This window comes from Alkaliphilus pronyensis (assembly GCF_009017275.1).
Taxonomy (GTDB): domain Bacteria; phylum Bacillota; class Clostridia; order Peptostreptococcales; family Natronincolaceae; genus Alkaliphilus_C; species Alkaliphilus_C pronyensis.
Genome location: NZ_WBZC01000010.1, coordinates 159093 through 181119 on the forward strand (window position 1 = coordinate 159093; position 22027 = coordinate 181119).

At 33.0% G+C, this 22027-nt stretch carries 25 protein-coding genes; 23 read left to right on the forward strand and 2 right to left on the reverse strand.

All coding sequences use genetic code 11. The features are described from left to right. Positions 1-36: 36 nt before the first annotated feature. The 19 genes from spoIIIAA to F8154_RS03615 all read left to right on the forward strand — a co-directional run bounded on the left by spoIIIAA (position 37) and on the right by F8154_RS03615 (position 15081). Complete coding sequence (gene spoIIIAA / locus F8154_RS03525; protein ID WP_151860207.1) at positions 37-1068, forward strand: stage III sporulation protein AA; 1032 nt, start codon at positions 37-39, stop codon at positions 1066-1068. Continuing rightward, entirely contained in the window at positions 1069-1590 is a 522-nt protein-coding gene (locus tag F8154_RS03530; RefSeq protein ID WP_151860208.1) for a sporulation protein, read from the forward strand. Between the two features lie 11 nt (positions 1591-1601). Then, complete coding sequence (gene spoIIIAC, locus F8154_RS03535; protein ID WP_330577828.1) at positions 1602-1802, forward strand: stage III sporulation protein AC; 201 nt, start codon at positions 1602-1604, stop codon at positions 1800-1802. Between the two features lie 14 nt (positions 1803-1816). Next, positions 1817-2203 carry a stage III sporulation protein AD gene (gene spoIIIAD / locus F8154_RS03540; RefSeq protein ID WP_151860209.1) on the forward strand — a complete coding sequence of 129 codons (387 nt, stop codon included), beginning with the start codon at positions 1817-1819 and terminating at the stop codon, positions 2201-2203. Between the two features lie 11 nt (positions 2204-2214). Beyond that, on the forward strand, positions 2215-3387 hold the full coding sequence (gene spoIIIAE, locus F8154_RS03545; RefSeq protein WP_151860210.1) for a stage III sporulation protein AE: 1173 nt from the start codon (positions 2215-2217) through the stop codon (positions 3385-3387). 4 nt (positions 3388-3391) lie between these two features. Then, the gene (gene spoIIIAF / locus F8154_RS03550) at positions 3392-4009 is read left to right on the forward strand and encodes a stage III sporulation protein AF (RefSeq protein ID WP_151860211.1); all 618 of its coding nucleotides are present in this window, start codon (positions 3392-3394) and stop codon (positions 4007-4009) included. Positions 4010-4024: 15 nt separating this feature from the next. Further along, positions 4025-4609 (forward strand): stage III sporulation protein AG, encoded by a 585-nt coding sequence (gene spoIIIAG, locus F8154_RS03555; RefSeq protein WP_151860212.1) that lies wholly within the window; start codon positions 4025-4027, stop codon positions 4607-4609. Positions 4610-4622: 13 nt separating this feature from the next. Then, positions 4623-5315 carry a SpoIIIAH-like family protein gene (locus F8154_RS03560; protein ID WP_151860213.1) on the forward strand — a complete coding sequence of 231 codons (693 nt, stop codon included), beginning with the start codon at positions 4623-4625 and terminating at the stop codon, positions 5313-5315. 69 nt (positions 5316-5384) lie between these two features. Further along, positions 5385-5783 (forward strand): Asp23/Gls24 family envelope stress response protein, encoded by a 399-nt coding sequence (locus F8154_RS03565; protein WP_151860214.1) that lies wholly within the window; start codon positions 5385-5387, stop codon positions 5781-5783. 163 nt (positions 5784-5946) lie between these two features. After that, complete coding sequence (gene nusB / locus F8154_RS03570) at positions 5947-6360, forward strand: transcription antitermination factor NusB (RefSeq protein WP_151860215.1); 414 nt, start codon at positions 5947-5949, stop codon at positions 6358-6360. Continuing rightward, a complete protein-coding gene (locus F8154_RS03575) occupies positions 6353-7324 on the forward strand; it encodes a tRNA (adenosine(37)-N6)-threonylcarbamoyltransferase complex transferase subunit TsaD (RefSeq protein WP_151860216.1) in 972 nt (323 codons plus the stop codon). The genes nusB and F8154_RS03575 overlap by 8 nt, the downstream gene beginning before the upstream one ends. After that, complete coding sequence (gene folD / locus F8154_RS03580) at positions 7324-8172, forward strand: bifunctional methylenetetrahydrofolate dehydrogenase/methenyltetrahydrofolate cyclohydrolase FolD (RefSeq protein WP_151860217.1); 849 nt, start codon at positions 7324-7326, stop codon at positions 8170-8172. Before F8154_RS03575 ends, folD begins: the two co-directional genes overlap by 1 nt. Then, positions 8163-9371, forward strand: a complete 1209-nt coding sequence (gene xseA / locus F8154_RS03585) for an exodeoxyribonuclease VII large subunit (protein WP_151860218.1) — start codon at positions 8163-8165, stop codon at positions 9369-9371. The genes folD and xseA overlap by 10 nt, the downstream gene beginning before the upstream one ends. A 7-nt stretch (positions 9372-9378) precedes the next feature. Then, positions 9379-9606 (forward strand): exodeoxyribonuclease VII small subunit, encoded by a 228-nt coding sequence (gene xseB, locus F8154_RS03590; protein ID WP_192930142.1) that lies wholly within the window; start codon positions 9379-9381, stop codon positions 9604-9606. After that, positions 9606-10490, forward strand: coding sequence for a polyprenyl synthetase family protein (locus F8154_RS03595; protein WP_151860220.1), 885 nt, complete (start codon positions 9606-9608; stop codon positions 10488-10490). Before xseB ends, F8154_RS03595 begins: the two co-directional genes overlap by 1 nt. Before the next feature lie 21 nt (positions 10491-10511). Then, positions 10512-10952, forward strand: coding sequence for a divergent PAP2 family protein (locus F8154_RS03600; protein WP_456298071.1), 441 nt, complete (start codon positions 10512-10514; stop codon positions 10950-10952). 753 nt (positions 10953-11705) lie between these two features. Continuing rightward, positions 11706-12353 (forward strand): hypothetical protein, encoded by a 648-nt coding sequence (locus tag F8154_RS03605; RefSeq protein WP_243141150.1) that lies wholly within the window; start codon positions 11706-11708, stop codon positions 12351-12353. A 4-nt stretch (positions 12354-12357) separates the two neighbouring features. Next, entirely contained in the window at positions 12358-14256 is a 1899-nt protein-coding gene (gene dxs / locus F8154_RS03610; RefSeq protein ID WP_207706817.1) for a 1-deoxy-D-xylulose-5-phosphate synthase, read from the forward strand. A gap of 15 nt (positions 14257-14271) precedes the next feature. Then, entirely contained in the window at positions 14272-15081 is an 810-nt protein-coding gene (locus F8154_RS03615; RefSeq protein WP_151860223.1) for a TlyA family RNA methyltransferase, read from the forward strand. An 81-nt stretch (positions 15082-15162) separates the two neighbouring features. Here the strand turns inward: F8154_RS03615 and F8154_RS03620 are convergent, their stop codons facing one another. Then, on the reverse strand, positions 15163-16131 hold the full coding sequence (locus tag F8154_RS03620) for a hypothetical protein (protein WP_151860224.1): 969 nt from the start codon (positions 16129-16131) through the stop codon (positions 15163-15165). A 333-nt stretch (positions 16132-16464) separates the two neighbouring features. On the opposite strand from F8154_RS03620, the gene F8154_RS03625 reads away from it, so the two are divergent. The 4 genes from F8154_RS03625 to spo0A all read left to right on the forward strand — a co-directional run bounded on the left by F8154_RS03625 (position 16465) and on the right by spo0A (position 21029). Continuing rightward, positions 16465-16914 carry an arginine repressor gene (locus F8154_RS03625; protein WP_151860225.1) on the forward strand — a complete coding sequence of 150 codons (450 nt, stop codon included), beginning with the start codon at positions 16465-16467 and terminating at the stop codon, positions 16912-16914. 11 nt (positions 16915-16925) lie between these two features. Further along, the gene (recN, locus tag F8154_RS03630) at positions 16926-18632 is read left to right on the forward strand and encodes a DNA repair protein RecN (protein WP_151860226.1); all 1707 of its coding nucleotides are present in this window, start codon (positions 16926-16928) and stop codon (positions 18630-18632) included. 142 nt (positions 18633-18774) lie between these two features. Further along, complete coding sequence (gene spoIVB, locus F8154_RS03635) at positions 18775-20070, forward strand: SpoIVB peptidase (protein WP_151860227.1); 1296 nt, start codon at positions 18775-18777, stop codon at positions 20068-20070. 161 nt (positions 20071-20231) lie between these two features. Next, entirely contained in the window at positions 20232-21029 is a 798-nt protein-coding gene (gene spo0A / locus F8154_RS03640) for a sporulation transcription factor Spo0A (protein ID WP_151860228.1), read from the forward strand. 62 nt (positions 21030-21091) lie between these two features. Here spo0A and F8154_RS03645 read toward each other — a convergent pair whose 3' ends face one another. Continuing rightward, positions 21092-21910: a RecX family transcriptional regulator gene (locus F8154_RS03645; RefSeq protein ID WP_192930143.1), complete on the reverse strand. Its 819-nt coding sequence runs from the start codon at positions 21908-21910 to the stop codon at positions 21092-21094. Between the last annotated feature and the right edge of the window lie 117 nt (positions 21911-22027).

Here is a 22027-nt window from a genome sequence, read left to right on the forward strand (position 1 = left end):
TCAATATTTATTATATATAAGGAGGGACATGTTGTAATGATAAATGCAAATAATTATTTTGTTAATAAAATAGAAGCTTCTCAAATTCCAATAAAGCAGGTGGAGGAGTATTTGTGTCCTGAAGTTAGATGCCATATAAAGGGGTTACCTACTGACTTTAAGGGTGCTATAGAAGAAATAAGATTAAGAGTTAATAAGCCCTTAATGGTCTATGGTAATTATTCAGATTATTTTGTTGGTACCAGTGGACAACTTCTTAAGAATGAATATAATGCTGTAATAACTAATAAAAAAAATATAGAAAACACATTAAATTTTATCTCCAACTACTCAATGTATGCTGTAGAGGAGGAATTAAAAAGAGGATATATTACTATAGAAGGTGGACATAGAATAGGAATAACAGGAAGAATTATTAGGGATGAAAAGGGAATAAAGGCTATGAAGGAGTTTAATGGATTAAACTTTCGAATTTCCAGAGAAAAAAAGGGTGTGTCAGCTGCAATTATTAACTATTTATATGATTTAGGAGAATTCCAAAATACGCTAATTGTATCACCTCCACAGTGTGGTAAAACCACTTTACTAAGGGATATTATTCGCTGTATTAGCAATGGGATACCTCAACAAAAGATAAAGGGAATGAAGGTGGGTGTTGTAGATGAAAGATCAGAAATAGGTGCCAGCTGCCAGGGTATACCTCAAATGGACATTGGAATTAGGACAGACCTGTTGGATAGCTGCCCAAAGGCAGAAGGTATGCTAATGCTAATTCGTGCCATGTCACCACAAGTAATTGCAACAGATGAAATAGGTAAAGAAAGTGATAGCCTAGCAATAGAAGAAGCCTTAAAGGCAGGAATTAAACTAATAACAACTGTACATGGTAAGTCTATTGAGGATATTTCCAGCAAAAAGGTTATAGGAGCTATTGTAAAAAGTAGAATTTTTAAGCGTATTATAATATTGTCCAACAAGAATGATGTTGGAACAATTGAAGCTATTATAGATGGAGATACCATGAAGAACTTATTATCTAAGCCTTTAAAAAACAAGGTGGTGAGTTAATTGCTTATAAAGGTAATATCATCAATAGTAATTATAATCTCCTTTACTCTAATAGGAGGAATACATGCTAATACCTATTCTAATAGAACAAAGCTTTTGAGTCAGCTGCTAATATCACTACAAATGCTTGAAACAGAGATTTCCTACAGTGCAACACCATTACCAATACTGCTTAGTAATATTGGTAAAAAAAGCAAGGAGGATATCGGAAGTATTTTTTTAAAGGCCTCAGAAATCCTGTCAAAAAAGGAAGGCTATACATTCAGCTATTTGTGGAGCATGATATTAGATTCTGAAGGAATGGCTTTAGATTTATATCCCGAGGATTTAGAGATATTTAAGCAGCTTGGAAATAATCTAGGAGCAACTGATATCAATAATCAAATTAAGCATATAAGGTTAATAATGGAGGAGCTTCGTAGAAATCATGAGGATGCTATTATAGCAGAAAAGAGAAATGTAAAGCTATACAAACAGCTGGGTCTATTGGCAGGGTTTGCCATAGCAATAGTACTATTCTAGGGGGGAGCAAAATGATAAATGTAGATTTGATATTTAAAATTGCAGCTATAGGAATAATAGTATCTGTCTTAAATATGGTTTTGAACAAAGCTGGTCGAGAAGAGCAAGCAATGATGACGACACTGGTGGGAATAATAGTTGTTTTGATGATGGTTATAAACCTTGTCAGTGAACTATTCGAAACTGTTAAAGCTATGTTCCAATTATATTAAGGAAGTGATAGTAAATGGAAATATTTCAAATTGTAGCCATAGGAATTATTGCTACAGTGTTAGCAGTTTTAATTAAAAATCAAAAGCCAGAGATTGGCATATATGTAAGTATTGTGACGGGCTTTATTATATTCCTTTTTGTGATAACTAAGCTTCAAGCGGTTTTACAGGTACTGGGTCAATTGGCCAATAAAATAAGTATAGAAGATATATACCTTTCTACAATACTAAAAATTGTTGCAATTGCATATATAGCAGAATTTGGTGCACAAATATGTAAGGATGCAGGTGAAGGGGTAATAGCTTCTAAAATTGAGTTTGCAGGAAAAATATTAATAATGGTTATGGCAGTACCAATATTGGTTACTTTAATGGAGGTTATTATAAATATGGTACCTTAGGATGTGAAAACATGAAAAAAATCATAATTTTAGTCACTATATTAATTAGTATATTTTTAGGGTTTTCTTGGGGAGATTCGGGAGATATAAATCCAGAAAAAATTATTTTAGACCAATTTGACGGATTAGAAACCCAAGAGCTACAGAATATTATGGACGGGATTAATAAAGATTTAAATGAGTATTTACCTAACATTAATTTTCGACAACTAATCGTTAAATTAATAAGAGGTGAAACAACATTATCATTAAATACCATAATAAAGGGGACTATGAACTTTCTATTTAAAGAGGTTATAGCTAATTGGAAGCTGATGACACAAATTATCGTTTTAGCCTCTATTTACGCTATTTTAAGCAATTTACAGAGTGCCTTTGAGAAGGATGTAGTAGGTCAATTGGCACATAATGTATGCTATTTAGTTATAATTACAATTACTATAAGAAGCTTTTTAATTGCAATAGACCTAGGAAAGGATGCAATAGATATGATGGTTAGCTTTATGCAAGCCTTGCTACCTGTACTTCTAGCAGTGCTCTTAGCAATGGGTGGTATTACTACCTCCGCCTTCTTTCATCCTGTTTTACTTGGTGCAATAGGCTTAATAGGCACAATTATTAAAAGCATTATATTACCATTAATATTTTTTTCAGCTGTACTAGCAATTGTTAACAATCTTACAACAAATATACAGGTGTCAAGGCTTGCAGGACTATTAAAGCAAACAGCCGCTGTAATTTTAGGCTTCATATTGACAGCCTTTGTAGGTGTTATTTCAATACAAGGAATAACAGCTGCCACTGTAGATGGGGTTACTATAAGAACAGCTAAATTTGCTGTAGATAAGTTTATACCAATAGTAGGTAGCTTTTTATCAGATGCTATGGATACCGTAATAGGCTGCTCATTACTCTTAAAAAACGCAGTAGGAGCTATTGGATTAATAGCTATATTTTTAATCTGCCTTTCGCCTATGATTAAAATATTAGCTTTAATAATTATTTACAAGGTATGTGCAGCTGTGATAGAGCCAATAGCAAATAGTCAACTGGTGGACTGCCTAAATAAAATGAGCAACTCTTTAATACTTCTTTTTGCAACCGTATCATCGGTGGCAATAATGTTTTTCATTACAATTACGATTATAGTAGGGGCAGGTAATATAACCCTAATGATGAGGTGATAAAATGGATTTATTTAGGCAATGGATCATTAGAATTTTATCAGTAATTATATTTGTTACCTTTGTAGATATAATTCTACCTAATTCTAATTATAGAAGATACATAAATGTAGTAGTTGGGCTATTAGTTATGCTTATTATTTTAAAGCCATTAATGGGTTTAATGAGTGAGGGCATGGCTTTAGGGGACGGTATTCTAAAAAATAATAATGAAATTCAGCTTAAAACAACACAAAACAGAGTAAATAATCTTCAGCTTAATAATAATGAAAGCATTATAATGCTTTACAAAAACAATTTAAAATCACAAATGCAAAACAGAATAGAAAAGCAATTGGGCTTTAAGGTTCATGACATACATTTAGAGATAGAAGAAGAAAATGATAACTTTGGTGCAATTAATGGCTTGACTATAATACTAGATGAGAATAAAGAGGAACAGTACTTAAATGAGGAAATAGAAGAGGTTGAAGTTAACGTATCAATTTCTGAAGACAGTAATAAATTTAAAAGCAATAGCATAATGTTAGGTAATGAAGGAGAAGAAATAAAAAAGGATTTTAGTAGCTTTTATGAGATTTCAGAGGAAAAAATCAGCATTTCTGTACTTAAGAATAATTAACGGGGAGGAACTAAAATGGAAAAGTGGAGAGATTCATTTAAAAAACTATTGTCAAAAAAATATGTTGCTAACTTAATAGTCCTTATTGCAGCAGCAATTATGGTATTAATAATATCAGGGGACTTTAGCTTTAAAGCTACCCCCTCTAAAAACATAAATCATAATTCCCTTGAGGACACCCTAGTAGAGGAAGTAAATTCTAACAAAACAGAAGAGGATATAGTTGAGGCAAGATTAAAAAAAATACTTGAAGCTATTAGAGGAGCAGGAAATATAGAGGTAATGGTGACCTTTGAAATGGGATCAGAAATTATACCTGCTTTTAACACTACTAAATCAACAGATACCACAGAAGAAAGGGATTCAAATGGTGGAACAAGGGTGGTTATTTCAAATAATACTACAGAGTCTATTGCAACAACTAATCATAACAGTGGAAATAACCCTTTAGTTATAAAGGAAATAAAGCCCCAAATAAAGGGAGTTATTGTTGTAGCTGAGGGTGCTGATGATTTAAAGGTTAAGTCACAACTATATGAAGCAGTAAAAACTGTACTTCAAATACCAGGGCATCGAGTTGAAATTTACCCAATGAATTAGAGGAGGCGTTAACATGAAAATTGGTGGAGTTAGGAGAAAAAACTTTGTAATCTTCTCACTTGTATTAATTCTAGGCTTGATAGGCTACATAAATTATAGCTTGAATAAGCAATCTTTACTTCAAACCTCCAGTGAGCTAGAGGGCTATGAACTAATGATGATGGAGGTCAACAAAGGAGATGTGGAATTAGGCATTGAAGAAGGCGAAGAAGGTGACCTAGTAAGCAGTAATGTTGAGGAAGTAAATGTGGAGGACACAATTATAGTTGATAGTCTAGGTGATGACCCCTTAAACATTGCAGAAGAAACCAGTGCAGAAATATCAAAGATAATAACTAGTAAAGAAAATATGCAAAGCAGTGCCTATTTTATTGAAGGTAGGCTAGAGCGTGATAAAAAGAGAAGTGAATTGGTTAGTCATTTAGATGGAATAATAAGTAGTCAGCATACAACTGAAGAATATAGAAATCAAGCCCAAAATATGAAGCTATCTATAATAACAAATTCTGAAAAGGAAATGCTAATAGAAAAAATGATTGTTGCTAAGGGATTCAATGATGTAATTGTCTATTTAAGTGATAACTCAATTAATATTGTTGTACAAAGTGAAGGATTGGTTCAACAGGAGGTAGCACAAATAGTTGATATTGTAACAAGAGAAACAGATATTGCTATGGATAATATAATTATTATGGAAAAGGAATGAACTGTTTGTCAATTTTAAAGGAATTTGTTATAATAGGTCTAGAATAATTGACATTCAGGGGGTGAAGTAATGGAAGCAGTACAAAGACTAGATAATGGCGAAATAAAAATTGCTGATGAGGTTATAGCAACAATTGCTGGCTTAGCAGCAACCGATATAAAGGGTGTTGCCGGTATGAGTGGTGATATAGTCGGAGATATAGCAGAAATATTAGGAAAAAGAAACTTATCAAAGGGTGTTAAGGTTGATATAGATGAAAAGGGTGCAAAAATAGATTTATACTTAATTGTAGAGTATGGAACAAGGATACCAGATGTAGCATGGCAAACACAAGACAAAGTAAAAGCATCAATACAAAATATGACAAATTTAAATGTTTTAGAGGTTAATATACATATTCAGGGAGTAAGATTCCCAAAAGAGAAGGAAGAAGAAAAAAAGCCACAGAATACACAGAATACAAAGTAATATAATAAACCCTCTTACTAAGAGGGTTTATTTAGGTTATAATTAAGCCCTAAAGTGGGACAATCTATAAAGAAAACTTTTGATTTTAAATATGTTTGGTTAAAACTAGAGATGTTATCTAACAATAATAGTATTAAACTCTATATAAGGAGGTAGGAGTTCTTTGAAAAGAAAAGAAGCTAGGGAGCTATGCATGAAGGTATTGTTTGAAATGAGTATACATAATGAATATGAAAAGAAGCTTGTAGATTATCACCTACAGGATGAATCAATAGGGGAGCAAAAACATTATATAGAAGAGCTGATAGAGAAGGCTATAAGCAATTTAGAAGAAATAAATAGCACTATTGATGCTTTTTCAAATAGCTGGAAACTAAGCAGAATTGCTAAGGTAGATTTGGCAATACTACGGCTTGCAATAGCAGAGATATTATATTTAGAAGATATTCCATATGCTGTTTCAATTAATGAGGCTGTTGAGCTAGCTAAAAAATATAGCTCTAATGAAGCTGATTCATACATAAATGGTATTCTTGGTAAATTAGTTGAAGCTAAGGGTATAAAGAATAATGAATAAAAGTGGTTATATTCTAGGGATAGATACCAGTAACTATACCACCTCCTTGTCATTAGTAGACTTAATGGGTAATTTAGTAGATGATATAAGGATGATGCTGCCTGTTGAATTAGGAAATGTGGGCTTACGTCAATCAGATGCTTTATTTCACCATATAAAAAATATTCCCCAGGCTTCAAAACCCTTAATGGATAATATAAAGCTTAAGGGAGAATTAGTAGCTATAGCAGCAGCAACTACCCCTAGACCGGTTAAGGATTCATATATGCCAGTGTTTATGGCTGCAAAATCCTATGGAGAAACAATTGCAAATATACTTCAAATACCATTTTATGAGTTTAGTCACCAAGAGGGGCATATTGAAGCAGGAATATGGTCAATAGATAGGAAAGTAAACAAAGAGTTTATGGTTTTACATATATCAGGAGGCACAACTGAGCTTCTTAAGGTTGATAAGACCAATAGTGGTTATAATATTGAAATAGCTGGAGGTACAAGTGATTTAAGTGCAGGACAATTTATTGATAGAATAGGAGTAAAGCTTGGTTTACCCTTTCCAGCAGGGCCCACTCTTGAGGAGCTTGCATTAAAATGGAGGGGCAACTCTATAGAAATACCTGTTTCTGTTAAACAAACAGAAGTAAGCTTCTCAGGACCCGAAACATTTTTACGTAGAAAAATCAATGAAATAAAGAGTAAAGAACAGATAGCCTATTCAGTATTCAGCTGTATAGGCAGCTCCCTATCAAAGCTAATAATTAATGGATTTAATAAATATCCATTAGAGGATATAATTATTGTTGGTGGTGTTGCAGCAAATAGTCAAATAAAATCCCTTATTAAGGGAGCTAAAAAGCTTCAAAACATAAATATACATTTTGCAGATTCAAGGTATTGCTCTGATAATGCCGTAGGAATTGCAATCTTAGGCTTAAATAATTACTTAAGGAGGAATAAAGTCTAATGGCAAAAATTATTGATGGAAAAGTTATTTCTAAGGATATAAGAGAGGATATTAGCAAACATGTTAGTGATTTAAAGGAAAAGCATAATATAACTCCAGGCTTAGCTGTTGTAATTGTGGGAAACGATCCCGCCTCCCACACCTATGTAGGAATGAAGGAAAAGGCATGTACTTCAGTTGGAATGTATTCAGAGGTACACCGTTTACCCGAAGAAACCACACAGGAGCAGCTACTACATTTAATTAATAGGCTTAATGGAGATACCAAAATCCATGGTATTCTTGTACAGGTGCCTCTACCTAAGGGTATTAATGAAAATATAGTAAACTCCCACATAATACCTGAGAAGGATGTAGATGGTTTTCATGCCATAAATACAGGGAATTTATTATTAGGAGAGGATACTATTGTTCCCTGCACACCAAAGGGTATTATTGAGCTTATAAAATCAACTGGGGCTAGTATTAGCGGTAAAAATGCTGTTGTTATCGGAAGAAGCAACATTGTAGGTAAGCCTGCTGCTGTACTACTTTTACAGGAAAATGCAACAGTTACAATTTGTCACTCTAAAACAAATAATTTAAAGGAGCATATTCTTAATGCAGATATAGTTGTTGCTGCAGTAGGAAAACCAGAGCTTATAAAGGGAGACATGATTAAGCCAGGGGCCATTGTAATCGATGCAGGTACTACAGTTGTTGATGGTAAATTAATAGGTGATGTTGAGTTTTCTAAAGCCAGTGGGGTAGCTTCATATATTACACCAGTACCAGGTGGAGTTGGTCCAATGACAATAGCTATGCTCTTGAAAAATACATTGGAGGCTGCAAAGAAAAAATGCAAATAAAGGTGTTAACTGTCTCAGAGGTAAATTCCTATATTAAGAGAATCATAACTGCTGACCCGATTTTATATAATATTAGGGTTAAGGGTGAAATATCTAACTATAAATTACATAGTAGTGGACATGCTTACTTTACCCTTAAGGATCAGAATAGTAGAATACGCTGTGTTATGTTTAAGAATAATACTCAGCTTTTGAAGTTTGATTTAGAAGAGGGAATGGAGGTTAATATAAAAGGATATATATCCATTTATGAAAGAGATGGACAATATCAGTTATATGTTAATGACCTAGAGCCCTCTGGTATTGGTTCATTATACAAGGCTTTTCAACAATTAAAGGAACGCCTTGATAAAGAAGGTCTATTTGATAAGAATAAAAAGAAGCCAATTCCCTTTATATCCAAAAAAATTGCAGTTATAACCTCCCCTACAGGCTCAGTTATAAAGGATATACTATCGGTTATAGATAGACGTTTTCCGCAGGTTCATATACTTCTATACCCTGTGGCAGTACAGGGAGAAGAGTCTGCAGTTAAAATCAGCAATGCAATTTCAATGGCAAATAGAAATGAAGCCATAGATTTGATAATATTAGCTAGAGGTGGAGGATCAATAGAAGAACTTTGGTCCTTTAACGAAGAGATAGTAGCTAGAGCCATTTATAATAGCAGTATACCAATTATCTCTGCTGTTGGACATGAAACTGATTATACTATTTCCGATTTTGTAGCAGATTTAAGGGCACCTACACCATCAGCAGCAGCTGAATTAGCCCTACCAGATTATAAGGAGGTTAAAGGATACTTATTGACATTATCCCAAAAACTAATATATCTACTGGATTCTAAAATATATACTTTAAGGGAGAAGCTGGAAGCCTTTCAAAATAGCTATCCAGTAAAATATCCCTATCATCATATAAATAACTACCGCCAGGAGTTAGATAAAAATACAGAAAATCTAATGAAGGCAATTGAAAGTAATAAGAATAGTAAAAGAGAATACCTTTTCTATTTAGGTGAGAAATTGAATAGCCTAAGTCCATTATCCATACTAACTAGAGGTTATTCATTGGCTACCAATGAAAAGGGGCAGGTATTAAGTAGCGTGTCAATGTTTAAGCTCCAAGACTCTATAAAGCTAACAGTAAAGGATGGCACTATTAAATGTAGAGTTACGGATGTTTTAAAGGAGGATTAATGAACTGATGAAAAAAGGGTTTGAAGAGGCTATTAAAGAACTGGAATCAATAATTACTAATCTTGAAAATAGAGAATTGAGCTTAGAGGAATCCTTAAAATTATTTAAAGAGGGTGTTGATTTATATCAATATTGCAATAATCAGTTAGATAAGGCAGAGAAAAAAATATCTATGATTATTGACGAAAATGGAATTCTAAAGGAAGTTCCCTTTCAAAAAAAGGAGGAGGAATAATGGAATTTCAACAGCAGTTTAAGGAGTATATTAAAAGGGTAAATAATAAATTAGAGTTTTATTTATCTATTAAAGAGGGTAAGAATAAAAGACTTTTTCAAGCAATGGGCTATAGTGTGTTTGCAGGTGGTAAAAGACTCAGACCAGTTCTTTCCCTGTCGGCCTATGATATGTTTAGTGATGATACTGAGGCTGTGCTACCTTATGCCTGTGGTATAGAAATGATTCATACCTACTCATTAATCCATGACGATTTACCTGCTATGGACGATGACGACTTTAGGAGAAATAAACCAACTAATCATAAGGTTTTTGGAGAAGGCACTGCAATTTTAGCAGGTGATGGACTTTTAAACTATGCCTTTGAGGTTATGCTACAGGATGCACTATTACGTAATAATGGTAAATATTACAGTTCTATATATGAAATTATAAAGGCAGCTGGAGTAAACGGTATGATAGGGGGACAATTAGTTGATTTAGAAAGCGAAGGGGTATCTATTGACGGCGAAACCTTAGACTATATTCACCTTAACAAAACCGCAGCTTTAATAATAGCCTCTTTAAAGGTTGGAGCAATAATTGGAGATGGAAATATAGCAGATATAAAAAACATGGAGATAGTGGGAAAGAATTTAGGACTAGCCTTCCAGATAAGGGACGATATACTTGATATTATAGGTAGTAAGGATAAGCTAGGTAAGGACATTGGTAGCGATGAAAATAATAATAAATCCACATATCCATCTATATATGGATTAGAGTACTCTAAGAATAAAGTAAAGGCATTAACTGGAGAAGTGAAGGAAATACTTCAAGGCTATGGAAAAAAAGCTGATTTTCTGAGAAGCTTAAGCCTGCACTTAATGGAACGTGAGTATTAAAGTAAGGAGGAAAATTCTTTGATTCAATCTATTGGCAACAACAGAGTATTATTAATATCGTTATTAGCTTGGTTTATCGCACAGACATTAAAGGTAATTTATACATTTGTTGTTGATAAACACTTTAATGCTTGGAGATTTGTTGGTTCAGGAGGTATGCCCAGTTCACATTCTGCCTTTGTAATGAGCTTATCTACATCAATTGGATTAATCCATGGATGGGACTCAAGCATATTTGCCCTTTCAATTTGCTTTTCCCTAATAGTTATGTATGACGCGGCAGGAGTAAGAAGGGCAGTAGGAAAACAGGCCATAATTCTTAATAAGATTATTGAGAATCTTCATAAGAAAAAGGAGAAAAAGGAAACAGAGCAAAGATTAAAGGAGCTAATTGGGCATACACCAATAGAAGTGGTGGCAGGTGCTTTCTTAGGTGTTATTATTGCTTATTTAATGGTTTGATACACCTATCTTATTATGCTATAATTCATCTATAATATGATAATTAATAGTAGTGGTACAGTATTCTAGTCAATCGAGCTAGCTGGGAAGACGGGGCTAAAAATCCGTTGAAGGGCACATCGATGAAGTTCTTTGTTCTGGCTGCCGACGCCCAGTCGGGGGTCATTTCAGGGAGTAAGGAGATGGGGGCGATCCACAATGGCATGTGGGCGTTGACCCTCACTTCGTGGAGACCAGCTTTATCCTGTGATAAAGTGGGGGAAACCTATAGCTTTCAAAAAAATAACTATAGTGTAGCCTGCCTTGAGTGGGTTAGGTGGATAAGAAGATCAGGTTTTGGAAAAAAGGGCCCTTTGGAAAAAATCATTGCTACTTGAAACCTACTCTGCAAAAGAGGCTAATAGCTAGTTAGATTGTTGAGGAAAACTCCTAGACTGTTCTATTGAAGTATATAAAGGATTACAGTGCGGACTAAGTGGTAATCCAGTCCTGCTTTTGGTGACAAGGTAGAAGTTAGTTTAAAGGGAAACCGCTGCTATGGCGACATGCAGTACTAATTTGGGAAATCCAACTGGACCTAAGCCGTAAAATTTACTTTATATATTACCACTACGATTTTAATAAATATGCTGATAGTGTAGCTATCAGCTTTCTATTTATGCAGATATTTATTTTAACTTTTTATTTTTGTTTATTTTTGGTATGATGTTTATTAACAAATAATAAATGGTGAAAATATATGGAGGGATATTTTTGTCCAGTGACAGTAAAGATATTAAAGTAATGAAAAAAGGTAGTAAAGGGACTAATGAAATGAATGGATTATGGAAAAAATATAACTTAAAATGGGTGCTATTAATCTCAGTATGGACATTTTTACTAACGATTGTGTTTAGTGTTTTATCAGAGGTAATATTAACAAACACATCTGTTATATTTGCATTTCTAATTCTGTTAATCATAATCTTTATTGGTGTTTTTAGTGATATGGTTGGTATAGCAGTGGCTGCCTCAGATGCAAAGCCCTTTCATGCAATGGCTGCCGACAAGGTAAACGGGTCTAAAATAGCAATTAAGCTGGTTAAAAATGCAAGTGTAGTATCAAGCTTTTGCAACGATGTAATTGGTGACATTTGCGGTATTGTAAGTGGTGTTGCAGGTGCCAGCATTGTTATTCAGCTACCCTTTAATGATGCCTTTACAAAAGCTATTATAACAATTATACTGACGGGATTTGTGGCCTCCTTAACTGTAGGAGGCAAAGCAGTAGGGAAAACCATTGCTATAAAGCAGTGGCAAATAATAGTTTTTCAAGTGGCAAAACTGCTATTCATAATATATGATAAATTAGGAATTGATGTTTTACCTGAAGCAAACGGAAAAAATAAGAAAGAGAGATGATATAGTGTATACGTATCTATCTAAAATTAGTAGTCCAGAAGACTTAAAACAGCTGAAGGAAAATGAAATAGAATTATTAGCACAGGAAATAAGGTGCTTTTTAATAGATTCAGTTTCAAAAACTGGAGGTCATCTTGCTTCAAATCTAGGGGTTGTAGAGTTAACTCTAGCCCTACATATGATGTTTGATAGTCCTAAGGATAAGCTTATTTGGGATGTAGGCCATCAAAGCTATATTCATAAAATTATATGTGGGAGAAAAGAGGCTTTCGCATCCCTAAGACAGTATAAAGGCTTAAGTGGTTTTCCAAAAAGAGTTGAAAGCCCCCATGATCATTTTGAAACTGGTCATAGTAGCACATCAATATCAGCCGCATTAGGAATGGCCTTTGCCAGAGACCTAAAGAAGGAGAGCTTTTCGATAGTAGCAGTAATAGGTGATGGTGCCTTAACAGGGGGCATGGCCTTTGAAGCATTAAATCATGCTGGTCAAAGCAAGAAAAATATTACCGTAGTTTTAAATGATAATGAGATGTCTATATCCCATAATGTGGGCGGATTATCTGATTATTTAAATAGAATTAGAACTACTCCAATATATTCAAAGGTTAAAGGAGATATGGAGCATATTCTAAGTAATATACCTGCCATTGGCAAAAGTGTAGTAAAAACTGCTGAAAAGGCAAAGGATTGCATTAAATATTTCTTTGTCCCGGGAGTATTGTTTGAGGAGCTTGGCTTTACCTATATTGGACCTATAGATGGACATAATTTTCAAGCCATGTGTAAAGCATTAAAGCAATGCAAAAACATTAGTGGGCCAGTGCTATTACATGTATTAACTAAAAAGGGCAAAGGCTATAAGCCGGCAGAAACCTTTCCCGATGAATACCACGGTGTTAGTCCCTTTAAGGTGGACTCAGGAAAACCAGTAGCTAAAGCCTCAAAGATTAGTTTTTCAGATGTTGCAGGAGCTGCTTTAGTAGAAAAAGCAGAAGAAAACCCCAAAATAGTAGCTATAACTGCTGCAATGCCTTCTGGAACTGGGTTATCCACTTTTGCAGAAAAATTTCCTGACAGATTTTTTGATGTTGGTATTGCAGAACAACATGCAGTAACATTGGCGGCAGGCTTTGCAGCAGAAGGATATAAGCCCTTTTTTCCAGTGTATTCTACTTTTCTACAAAGAGGCTTTGATCAAGTAATACATGATGTTTGTATTCAAAGCTTACCTGTTACATTACTACTAGACAGAGCTGGGGTAGTGGGGAATGATGGAGAAACCCATCATGGGGTATTTGATATATCCTTTTTATCCTGTATACCTAACCTCACCTTTATGGCGCCAAAAGATGGTAATGAGCTTAAGCAAATGATAGATTATGCTGTCAATAGTAATGGACCAGTTGCTATAAGATACCCTAGGGGTAATACAGATGTAATAGAGACTGACAACTCTAAGGAAATAGCTACAGGTAGAGGTGAGATAGTCTATGAAGCAGGTAAAGACGCCTTAATTATTGCATTAGGACCCATGTGCCAAAGGGCATTAGAGGCATGCAAGCAATTGGAGGAAAGGGGCATATTTTGTACCATACTAAATCCACGATTTATTAAGCCGATGGATGAGTTTTTGATTTTACAATATGTAAGTAAATGCAAAAGGGTTTATACTATTGAAGACCATGTGAAGCATGGAGGCTTTGGTAGTCAGGTGGTAAACCTATTAAATGACCATAATATTATGAAGGAAGTTACAATATTAGCATATCCCGATGTTTTTATTGAGCATGGAGACATAAATACTATTATGGAGGTTTATGGCTTAAGTAGTCAACAACTATTTAATATAATTGATAAGGACTTTGCAGGAAAAAAGTCAAGAATTGCAATGACAAGATAAATATGGGAGTTATATATGAGTGAAAAAATGCGATTAGATCAGTTTTTGTTTCAAGAAGGATATTTTGATAGTAGAGAAAAGGCTAGAAGATCAATTATGGCGGGGGTAGTATTTGTTGATAATCAAAAAATAGACAAGCCTGGTACAAAAATCTCTATAGCTTCAAATATCTATATAAAAGAAAATCCTATACCCTATGTCAGTAGAGGTGGATTAAAGCTTGAAAAGGCTTTAAAAGAGTTCAACATCACTTTAAATGATAATGTATGTATTGATATTGGAGCTTCAACAGGTGGCTTTACAGATTGCATGCTAAAAAACGGTGCAATAAAAGTGTTTTCTATAGATGTTGGCTATGGGCAATTAGATTGGAGGCTACGGCAAGATCCTAGAGTTACTTGCATGGAGAGAACCAATATAAGATATGTAGAAGCCTCAATGCTTGATGGAATAAAGCCAGATTTTGCTTCTATAGATGTATCCTTTATTTCATTAAAGCTAGTATTACCCGTAGTAAAAAATCTATTGAAAGAAAATGCTGAAATTGTTGCCTTAATAAAACCACAATTTGAGGCAGGTAAAGAAAAGGTCGGTAAAAAAGGTGTTGTAAGAGATATTGAGGTTCATAAAGAGGTGGTAAAAAATATTGTTGATTTTACACAAGACATAGGCCTATCAGTTTTAGGACTTTCCTTTTCCCCAATAAAGGGCCCAGAAGGTAATATTGAATATCTACTATACATAAAAAACACCTATAATATAGATTTATGCTTTTCAAAGGATAAGATTAATAGCATTATTGAAAAATCCCATAGGGATTTGTAAAGGTAGCATAATTAATAACATTAACTATATGTTTGTATTAATTAAGCCAGTATATTTCAAATATACTGGCTTTAGTTATTTTTAAATATTATTGTTGGGCATATACAGTGATTTAACATACATATAACCTGTATCACAACTCTTCTTATATACAAATGAATTTGATAATAAACCTATAAACTGTCCTTCGCATAGTATTTTTATTTCACCCTCTATACTGGTAATAACTTGATAACCTTTAGCATTTGTATATTTATGTCCTATTATAATATCTGATGAATTCAAAAAAGCTAATTCACCATATGAGCAATAATTACCTTCTTCATCAAATTCTACGAACTCATTTAAGGTTATTGCTTCTCTAGTCTTTAGGTTATATTTTTTTATATATCTTTTATTATTTACAATGTCTTCGTATAAAACCCACTCTTTATATATGTCTACAATTTTAAAAGCCTTATCTTCTAACCCTTCAACTTTACTCATATTTCTATCATCACTTAACAAATAGACACTCTTATCTACATGATAATCCATCTCATACCATTGTGTTCGCTTTTGCAAATATATCCCTCTATCTGTCCACTTAATTAAAAATAATGGTTCATCATATTCAAAGAAAATTTCTTCTTCACCAGTTTCTGTATCTACTAAAATAATTTGTGTTTTTTCTTCATTATATAAGAACTTTGTTGCAATGAACTCTTTACCCGAAGGAGATATTTTCACATAAAAATATTTATTTTTTTCCTCTAACATAAAGGTATCTTTTGAATATAATAATTTACCATCTTTGAAAACATGAACATTATCACCATAAGTATCATTTAAAACAGAGTAAACCCCTGAACTGCTCCAACTTTTAGATACAAACTCTTTACATTCAACATCTAGTAATCTATATTCGCTCTCAACTTGGTCATTAATTTTTAATTCCTCAGGGTTTAGTTCTGGATTACTACTCTTTGTAGACTCATTATATGGAGTGTTACAACCTGTAAAGAATAATACGATAATAATAAATAGCAAAACATTGCTTAGTTTAAACATTAACCCTCCACCTTTTCTTATTTACTAGAATAAACTTTAGATAAATAGTTATGATTAGTAGATAACAGTTTGTTAACTACTTGTAAGTATATTATCAACATAAATGGAACATTTATATAATTTTACCACATATTAAAAGGAAGTGATACTTTTAAAGTAAATGCTGGTAGAACATCTATATAAAAACTATTATATGTTGAAAATTTTTTAGAGCATGTCAAGAAAATATAAAGGATATTGTAGATTAATGAAGAATAATAAAAATACATAGAAATGCATATGCTTAAATTATTTGGGGGTAAAGAGTTTTAAACTGAACTAGGGAGGGATATCATGAAGTACACAAGACACGCTAAAATCTTAGAAATAATTGACAATAAGGAAATAGAAACTCAAGAAGAATTATCAGAAGAATTAAGAAAAATAGGATTAAATGTTACTCAAGCAACTGTTTCAAGAGATATTAAGGAGTTAAGATTAATTAAGGTCTTATCTAAAACAGGAAAATATAAGTATGCTACTTTAAAGAGTCAAGACTCTGTTTTATCCGATAGACTCATTAGATTATTTAAAGATTCAATACTTTCAATAGAACATTCTGGGAACTTACTTGTATTGAAAACGATTCCAGCTGCGGCACAGGCAGCCGCATCTGCTATTGATGCTGCAGGCTTCGAAGGCGTTGTAGGAACAGTGGCTGGAGATGATACAATCTTTGTTTTAATTAGAGAGAATTCTAATATGGAAGAGGTAAAGGACAAGTTTAGAAAGCTTATGAAGTGAGGGGGCAACTTATGCTATTAGAGCTGGAGGTTAAAAATTTTGCACTTATTGATAAATTACATCTTCAGTTTGAGAATGGATTGAACATACTAACGGGTGAAACGGGGGCAGGTAAATCTATTATCATTGATGCTGTTAATATGGCAATAGGTGAAAGGGCAGACAGGGAATTTGTAAGAAGGGGAGAAAATAAATCTACTATACAGGCAATTTTTAATACTGAAGACACCGATGGCTTTAGAGAATTATTTATATCCCAGGGTATTGAATGGGAAGATGATGGAAATATAATAGTTACTAGAGAAATATATGCAAATGGTAGAAGTATTGCTCGTGTTAATGGCACTATTGTAACACAGGGTTTTTTAAAAACCATCACTGAAAAATTAATTGACATTCATGGTCAGCACCAACACCAATCCCTGTTGAATTCAAATCATCATATAGATATGCTAGATGCATATGGTGGAAAAGAAATAGAGGGAATACGAAGAGCTATAGAAGAAAAATATAAAAAGCTAACAAGTTTAAAAAATAGATTACAGAGTATTTGCGGAAATGAGATGGAAAGAGAAAGAAAAATAGATTTACTTAAATTTCAAGTTGAAGAGATTAACTCTGCAAACCTTAATGTAGATGAAGAAGAGAGGCTTTTAAAGGAAAGGAACCTGCTTGTAAATAGTGAAAAAATATTTAATACCTTAGCAAATACCTATGAAGGCTTATATGAGGGTAGTGGTTTTCCAGCTGTTACAGAAGTAATTTCTAAAAGTGTTATGCAGCTTAGTAATATTATAGATGTTGATGAAAGGCTTAATTATTTTTTTCAATGCCTTGAAGAGGTTCAGTATAAGCTTGAAGATTTATCACGTGATATTAGGGATTACAGGGATACCATAGAGTTTAACCCTCAAGCAATTGATGAAATAGAGGGTAGATTAGACTTAATAAATGGCTTGAAAAGAAAGTATGGCACATCTATAGCTCAAATACTTGAATATAAAAATAAAACTCAAGAGGAGCTAAATATCCTTATAAATAGTGAGGAAGAAATCAATACTATACAAGAAGAAATTAATAATATTAATAATGAGCTAGAAATCCTATCATTAAGCCTAAGTGAAAAGAGACAAAAGACTGCCTTGTTGTTAGAGGAGGGGCTAACAAATATTTTATCAGATCTTAACATGAAGAATGTATCCTTTAAAGTTGATATTAATCAACTAACAGACACAAAGGGTAGCTTTAAATTTTCTAGCAAAGGTATAGACTCGGTGGAGTTTCTGATTTCTCCAAATTTAGGAGAACCAATGAAGCAATTATCAAAAATTGCATCAGGTGGAGAAATGTCCAGAATTATGCTGGCTCTTAAAAGGATTTTAGCAGATATTGACAAGATAGGAACATTAGTGTTTGACGAAATTGACACAGGGATAAGTGGACATACAGCCCATATTGTCTCAGAAAAGCTTTATGAAATCTCAAAAACCCATCAGGTTATTTGTATCACCCACTTGCCACAAATTGCTGCAATGGGGAAGGCTCATTTCTTAATTAATAAAACAGAGGAAGAGGGTACAACTAAAACATTTGTTGAAAAATTAGATTATAATAGCAGAATAAAAGAGGTAGGCAGATTATTAGGAGGACAATTAACCGATATAACCCTAAAGCATGCTAAGGAAATGATAAAGCAAGGAAGCTTGAAAAGAATTTAAAACTTTTCAAGCTTTTTAAAATATATCCAAAACAGGATAAAGCTGTTATCTTTATAATTATTTATATATAATAATCACTCTACTAAAAAGCCAAATTAAAGTTAGCTTATATTTTTAATTGGCTCCAAAGGAGAGTGATAAAATGAAGACTTATAGTAGGCTATTTAAAAGTGCTTTAGCCACTTTGCTAATAATATTTTTATTTTATGCTTTGGTATTCGAAATAAGAAATAATCTACCCACAGAATACAATATTCAAATAGGCGAGTCCCATACAATAAATACTACATTTCCGTTTTTCTTATCCTTTGACGAAACAATAGCAGATATAGTTGAAATTAAAACCATAAATAATGAAGCCAGTAATTTTCTAAGCAATGAAATTCAGTTAAAATCATTAGAAAAAGGAACCAAAGAATTAAGATATAATATATTTGGATTAATTCCATATAAAACAGTTAGAGTAAATGTAGTACCAAAAACCTATCTATACCCTGGAGGGCAATCCATAGGTGTCAGGCTTAATACAGAAGGAGTTTTAATAGTAGGTATTGCAGAAATTCAAGACAATATGGGTGTAAGGCATAATTTAGCAGAAGGTAATGGTATACGAATAGGCGACTCATTGATGGCAATAAATGGAGAGGCGGTTGAAAATAAGTACCACGTAATTGAGCTACTTCAAAATAGTAATGGAGAGGAAGTTAAGCTTACAATTAAAAGAGACGATAAATACTTTGATACTACAATTAAACCAGTAAAGTCAGTAGATGATGAAAAATATAAGCTAGGTTTTTGGGTAAGAGATAAAACTGCAGGTGTTGGAACATTAACTTTTTTTCATGAGGAAAGCAAAAAATTTGGTGCATTAGGTCACGCAATAACTGATATTGAAACAGGAAAAATACTCTCAGTTAAGGATGGAGAAATAATAAAATCTAAAGTAGTATCAATACAGGAGGGTAAAAAAGGTAGACCTGGTGAAATTCGAGGATTGTTTTACGAGCTTGATAAACCATTAGGAAAGCTGTATATAAACTCAATACACGGAATCTATGGTGAGTTAATTAATAATATATCTAACAATGAATATTTAAAGCCCCTTGAAATAGCATATCAACATGAAATAACAGAGGGCCCAGCTTATATTTTAACTACATTAGATGATAATAAAGTTGAAAAGTATAGTATAGAAATTGTAAAAATAAATAATCAATCTAAAGCCAACACAAAGAGCATGATTATAAGAGTTACTGACCCTAAGCTGCTAGAAAAGACAGGAGGAATAGTGCAAGGTATGAGTGGAAGTCCAATTATTCAGAAGGGTAAACTTGTGGGGGCTGTAACCCATGTTCTGATAAATGATCCTACAAGCGGATATGGTATTTTTATACAGTGGATGGTGGATGAATCGGGAATATTCGATAAATATCAATAAAAATTTCAAGTGAAAATGTAAAAATTAAATGAATTTATAACAAATTTGATGAGCGAAAATATAATAATAATTTTTATACTGGGAAGGAATAACATTTCATTTGTCGAATTTGTAAATTAATTCAACTATTCTTAATAAATGTTGGTACAGGGGGGATACTTTTGAAAAATGATAGAATTAAGGTTTTAATTGCCGATGACAATGAAGATTTCTGTGATATTTTGAGTGAGTATTTAGAAAGACAGCAGGATATTGAAGTTGTTGGCATAGCTAAGGATGGTATTGAGGCTGTAGAATTAATACCAGAAACTTCGCCTGATATAGTGGTATTAGACATAATTATGCCACATCTAGACGGGCTTGGTGTATTGGAACAATTGAATGAGAGCAAATTAGAGGTTTTTCCCAAAATTATTATTTTATCTGCTGTAGGGCAGGATAAAATTACTCAAAGAGCTATTGGTTTAGGAGCAGATTATTATGTTATAAAGCCATTTGACTTTGAAGTGTTTATTGAAAGGATAAGACAGATGGTAAAGGGCTCTGGTTCTTCAGAAAGGAAGAGACCACAAAAACCTCTACAAAAAACACTTGTTAATAACAACAGAAGCTTAGAAGCAGACATAACTAATATAATACATGAGATTGGCGTTCCTGCACATATAAAGGGGTATTTATATTTAAGGGAAGCTATAACAATGGTGGTTGAAAACATGGAATTACTAAGTGCTGTTACTAAAGAGCTCTATCCTAATATTGCAAAAAAATATAATACTACTGCCAGTAGAGTAGAAAGAGCTATACGACATGCAATAGAGGTAGCATGGAGTAGAGGAAAGGTAGATACAATAGATAATTTATTTGGCTACACCATTAATACCGATAAAGGTAAACCTACAAATTCTGAGTTTATTGCTATGGTGGCAGATAAATTAAGGCTAGAAAAGCAGGTGGGGTAATAGGGAAGTTTCTAGGGTTGGTTTACATAATAATATTATGCAAATCAACCCTTTTTAATGATTTAATAGTCATTTATAATATCCTTTATTAAGTCTGATTTATAGCCCTTCCTAAATAATGCCTGTGCAACCTTGTTTTTTATTACATATGAATTGCTTTCCCTTTTACTGTATTGCTTAAAATATTTTTCAACTAATTTTTTTGCTTCCTCTATGCGAAGGCTTTCCATTTGGTCTAATTCTTCAATTACAACCTCATCCCTCTCAATAATAGAAATAGCTTTATCTATAGTATCCCATAAATAACCCTTCATTAATAATTTATTATAAAGCTTTTCTTTTATTTTGTTTACTGGAGTTTTAGTATTAAGTAAAAAAAACCTCTTTCCTATATCTATTGCATTTTGTAGCTGCTGTTCAGCATCGTACTTATCTAATGCAATATCAGCTAGATTTTCATCTATACCCTTTTCCTTCAAATTATGCTTTATTTTTTTAATACCGTTTAACTTATGCATGCTATTGTTCTTCACGTAGTTCTTTGCATAATCTTCATCATTTATGTAATTATAATACTCAAGCCTCTTTAAAGTCTCCAGTATTACGTTTTCTTCATAGCCTTTAGACATTAAATGTTTTATGGTTTCAGCCTTTGTACGTGGTTTTGTCGATAGATAGGTTAAAGCCATATTAAATGCAGCTTTAATATTACTGGTATAAATTATTTCCTTTAGCTTATCTTCATCAACCATTAAGCCTACCTTTAAGTTATGTAAAGCAACAATTTCTAAGCTACAGGAAAAGCAATACTCATTATTAATATAAATATTAAATTTATCTTTGTTTTGCCTCTGCTGTTGTACATCAGTTATTTTTTTCATCTTACTCATCCTTTGGTTTTTTAATTAACTGTATTTTATATTATTTAGCCTTATATTAAAAGCCTTAATACAGGTAAATTTTAATATATTAAGTAATTAGGAATGTTTATCTATATA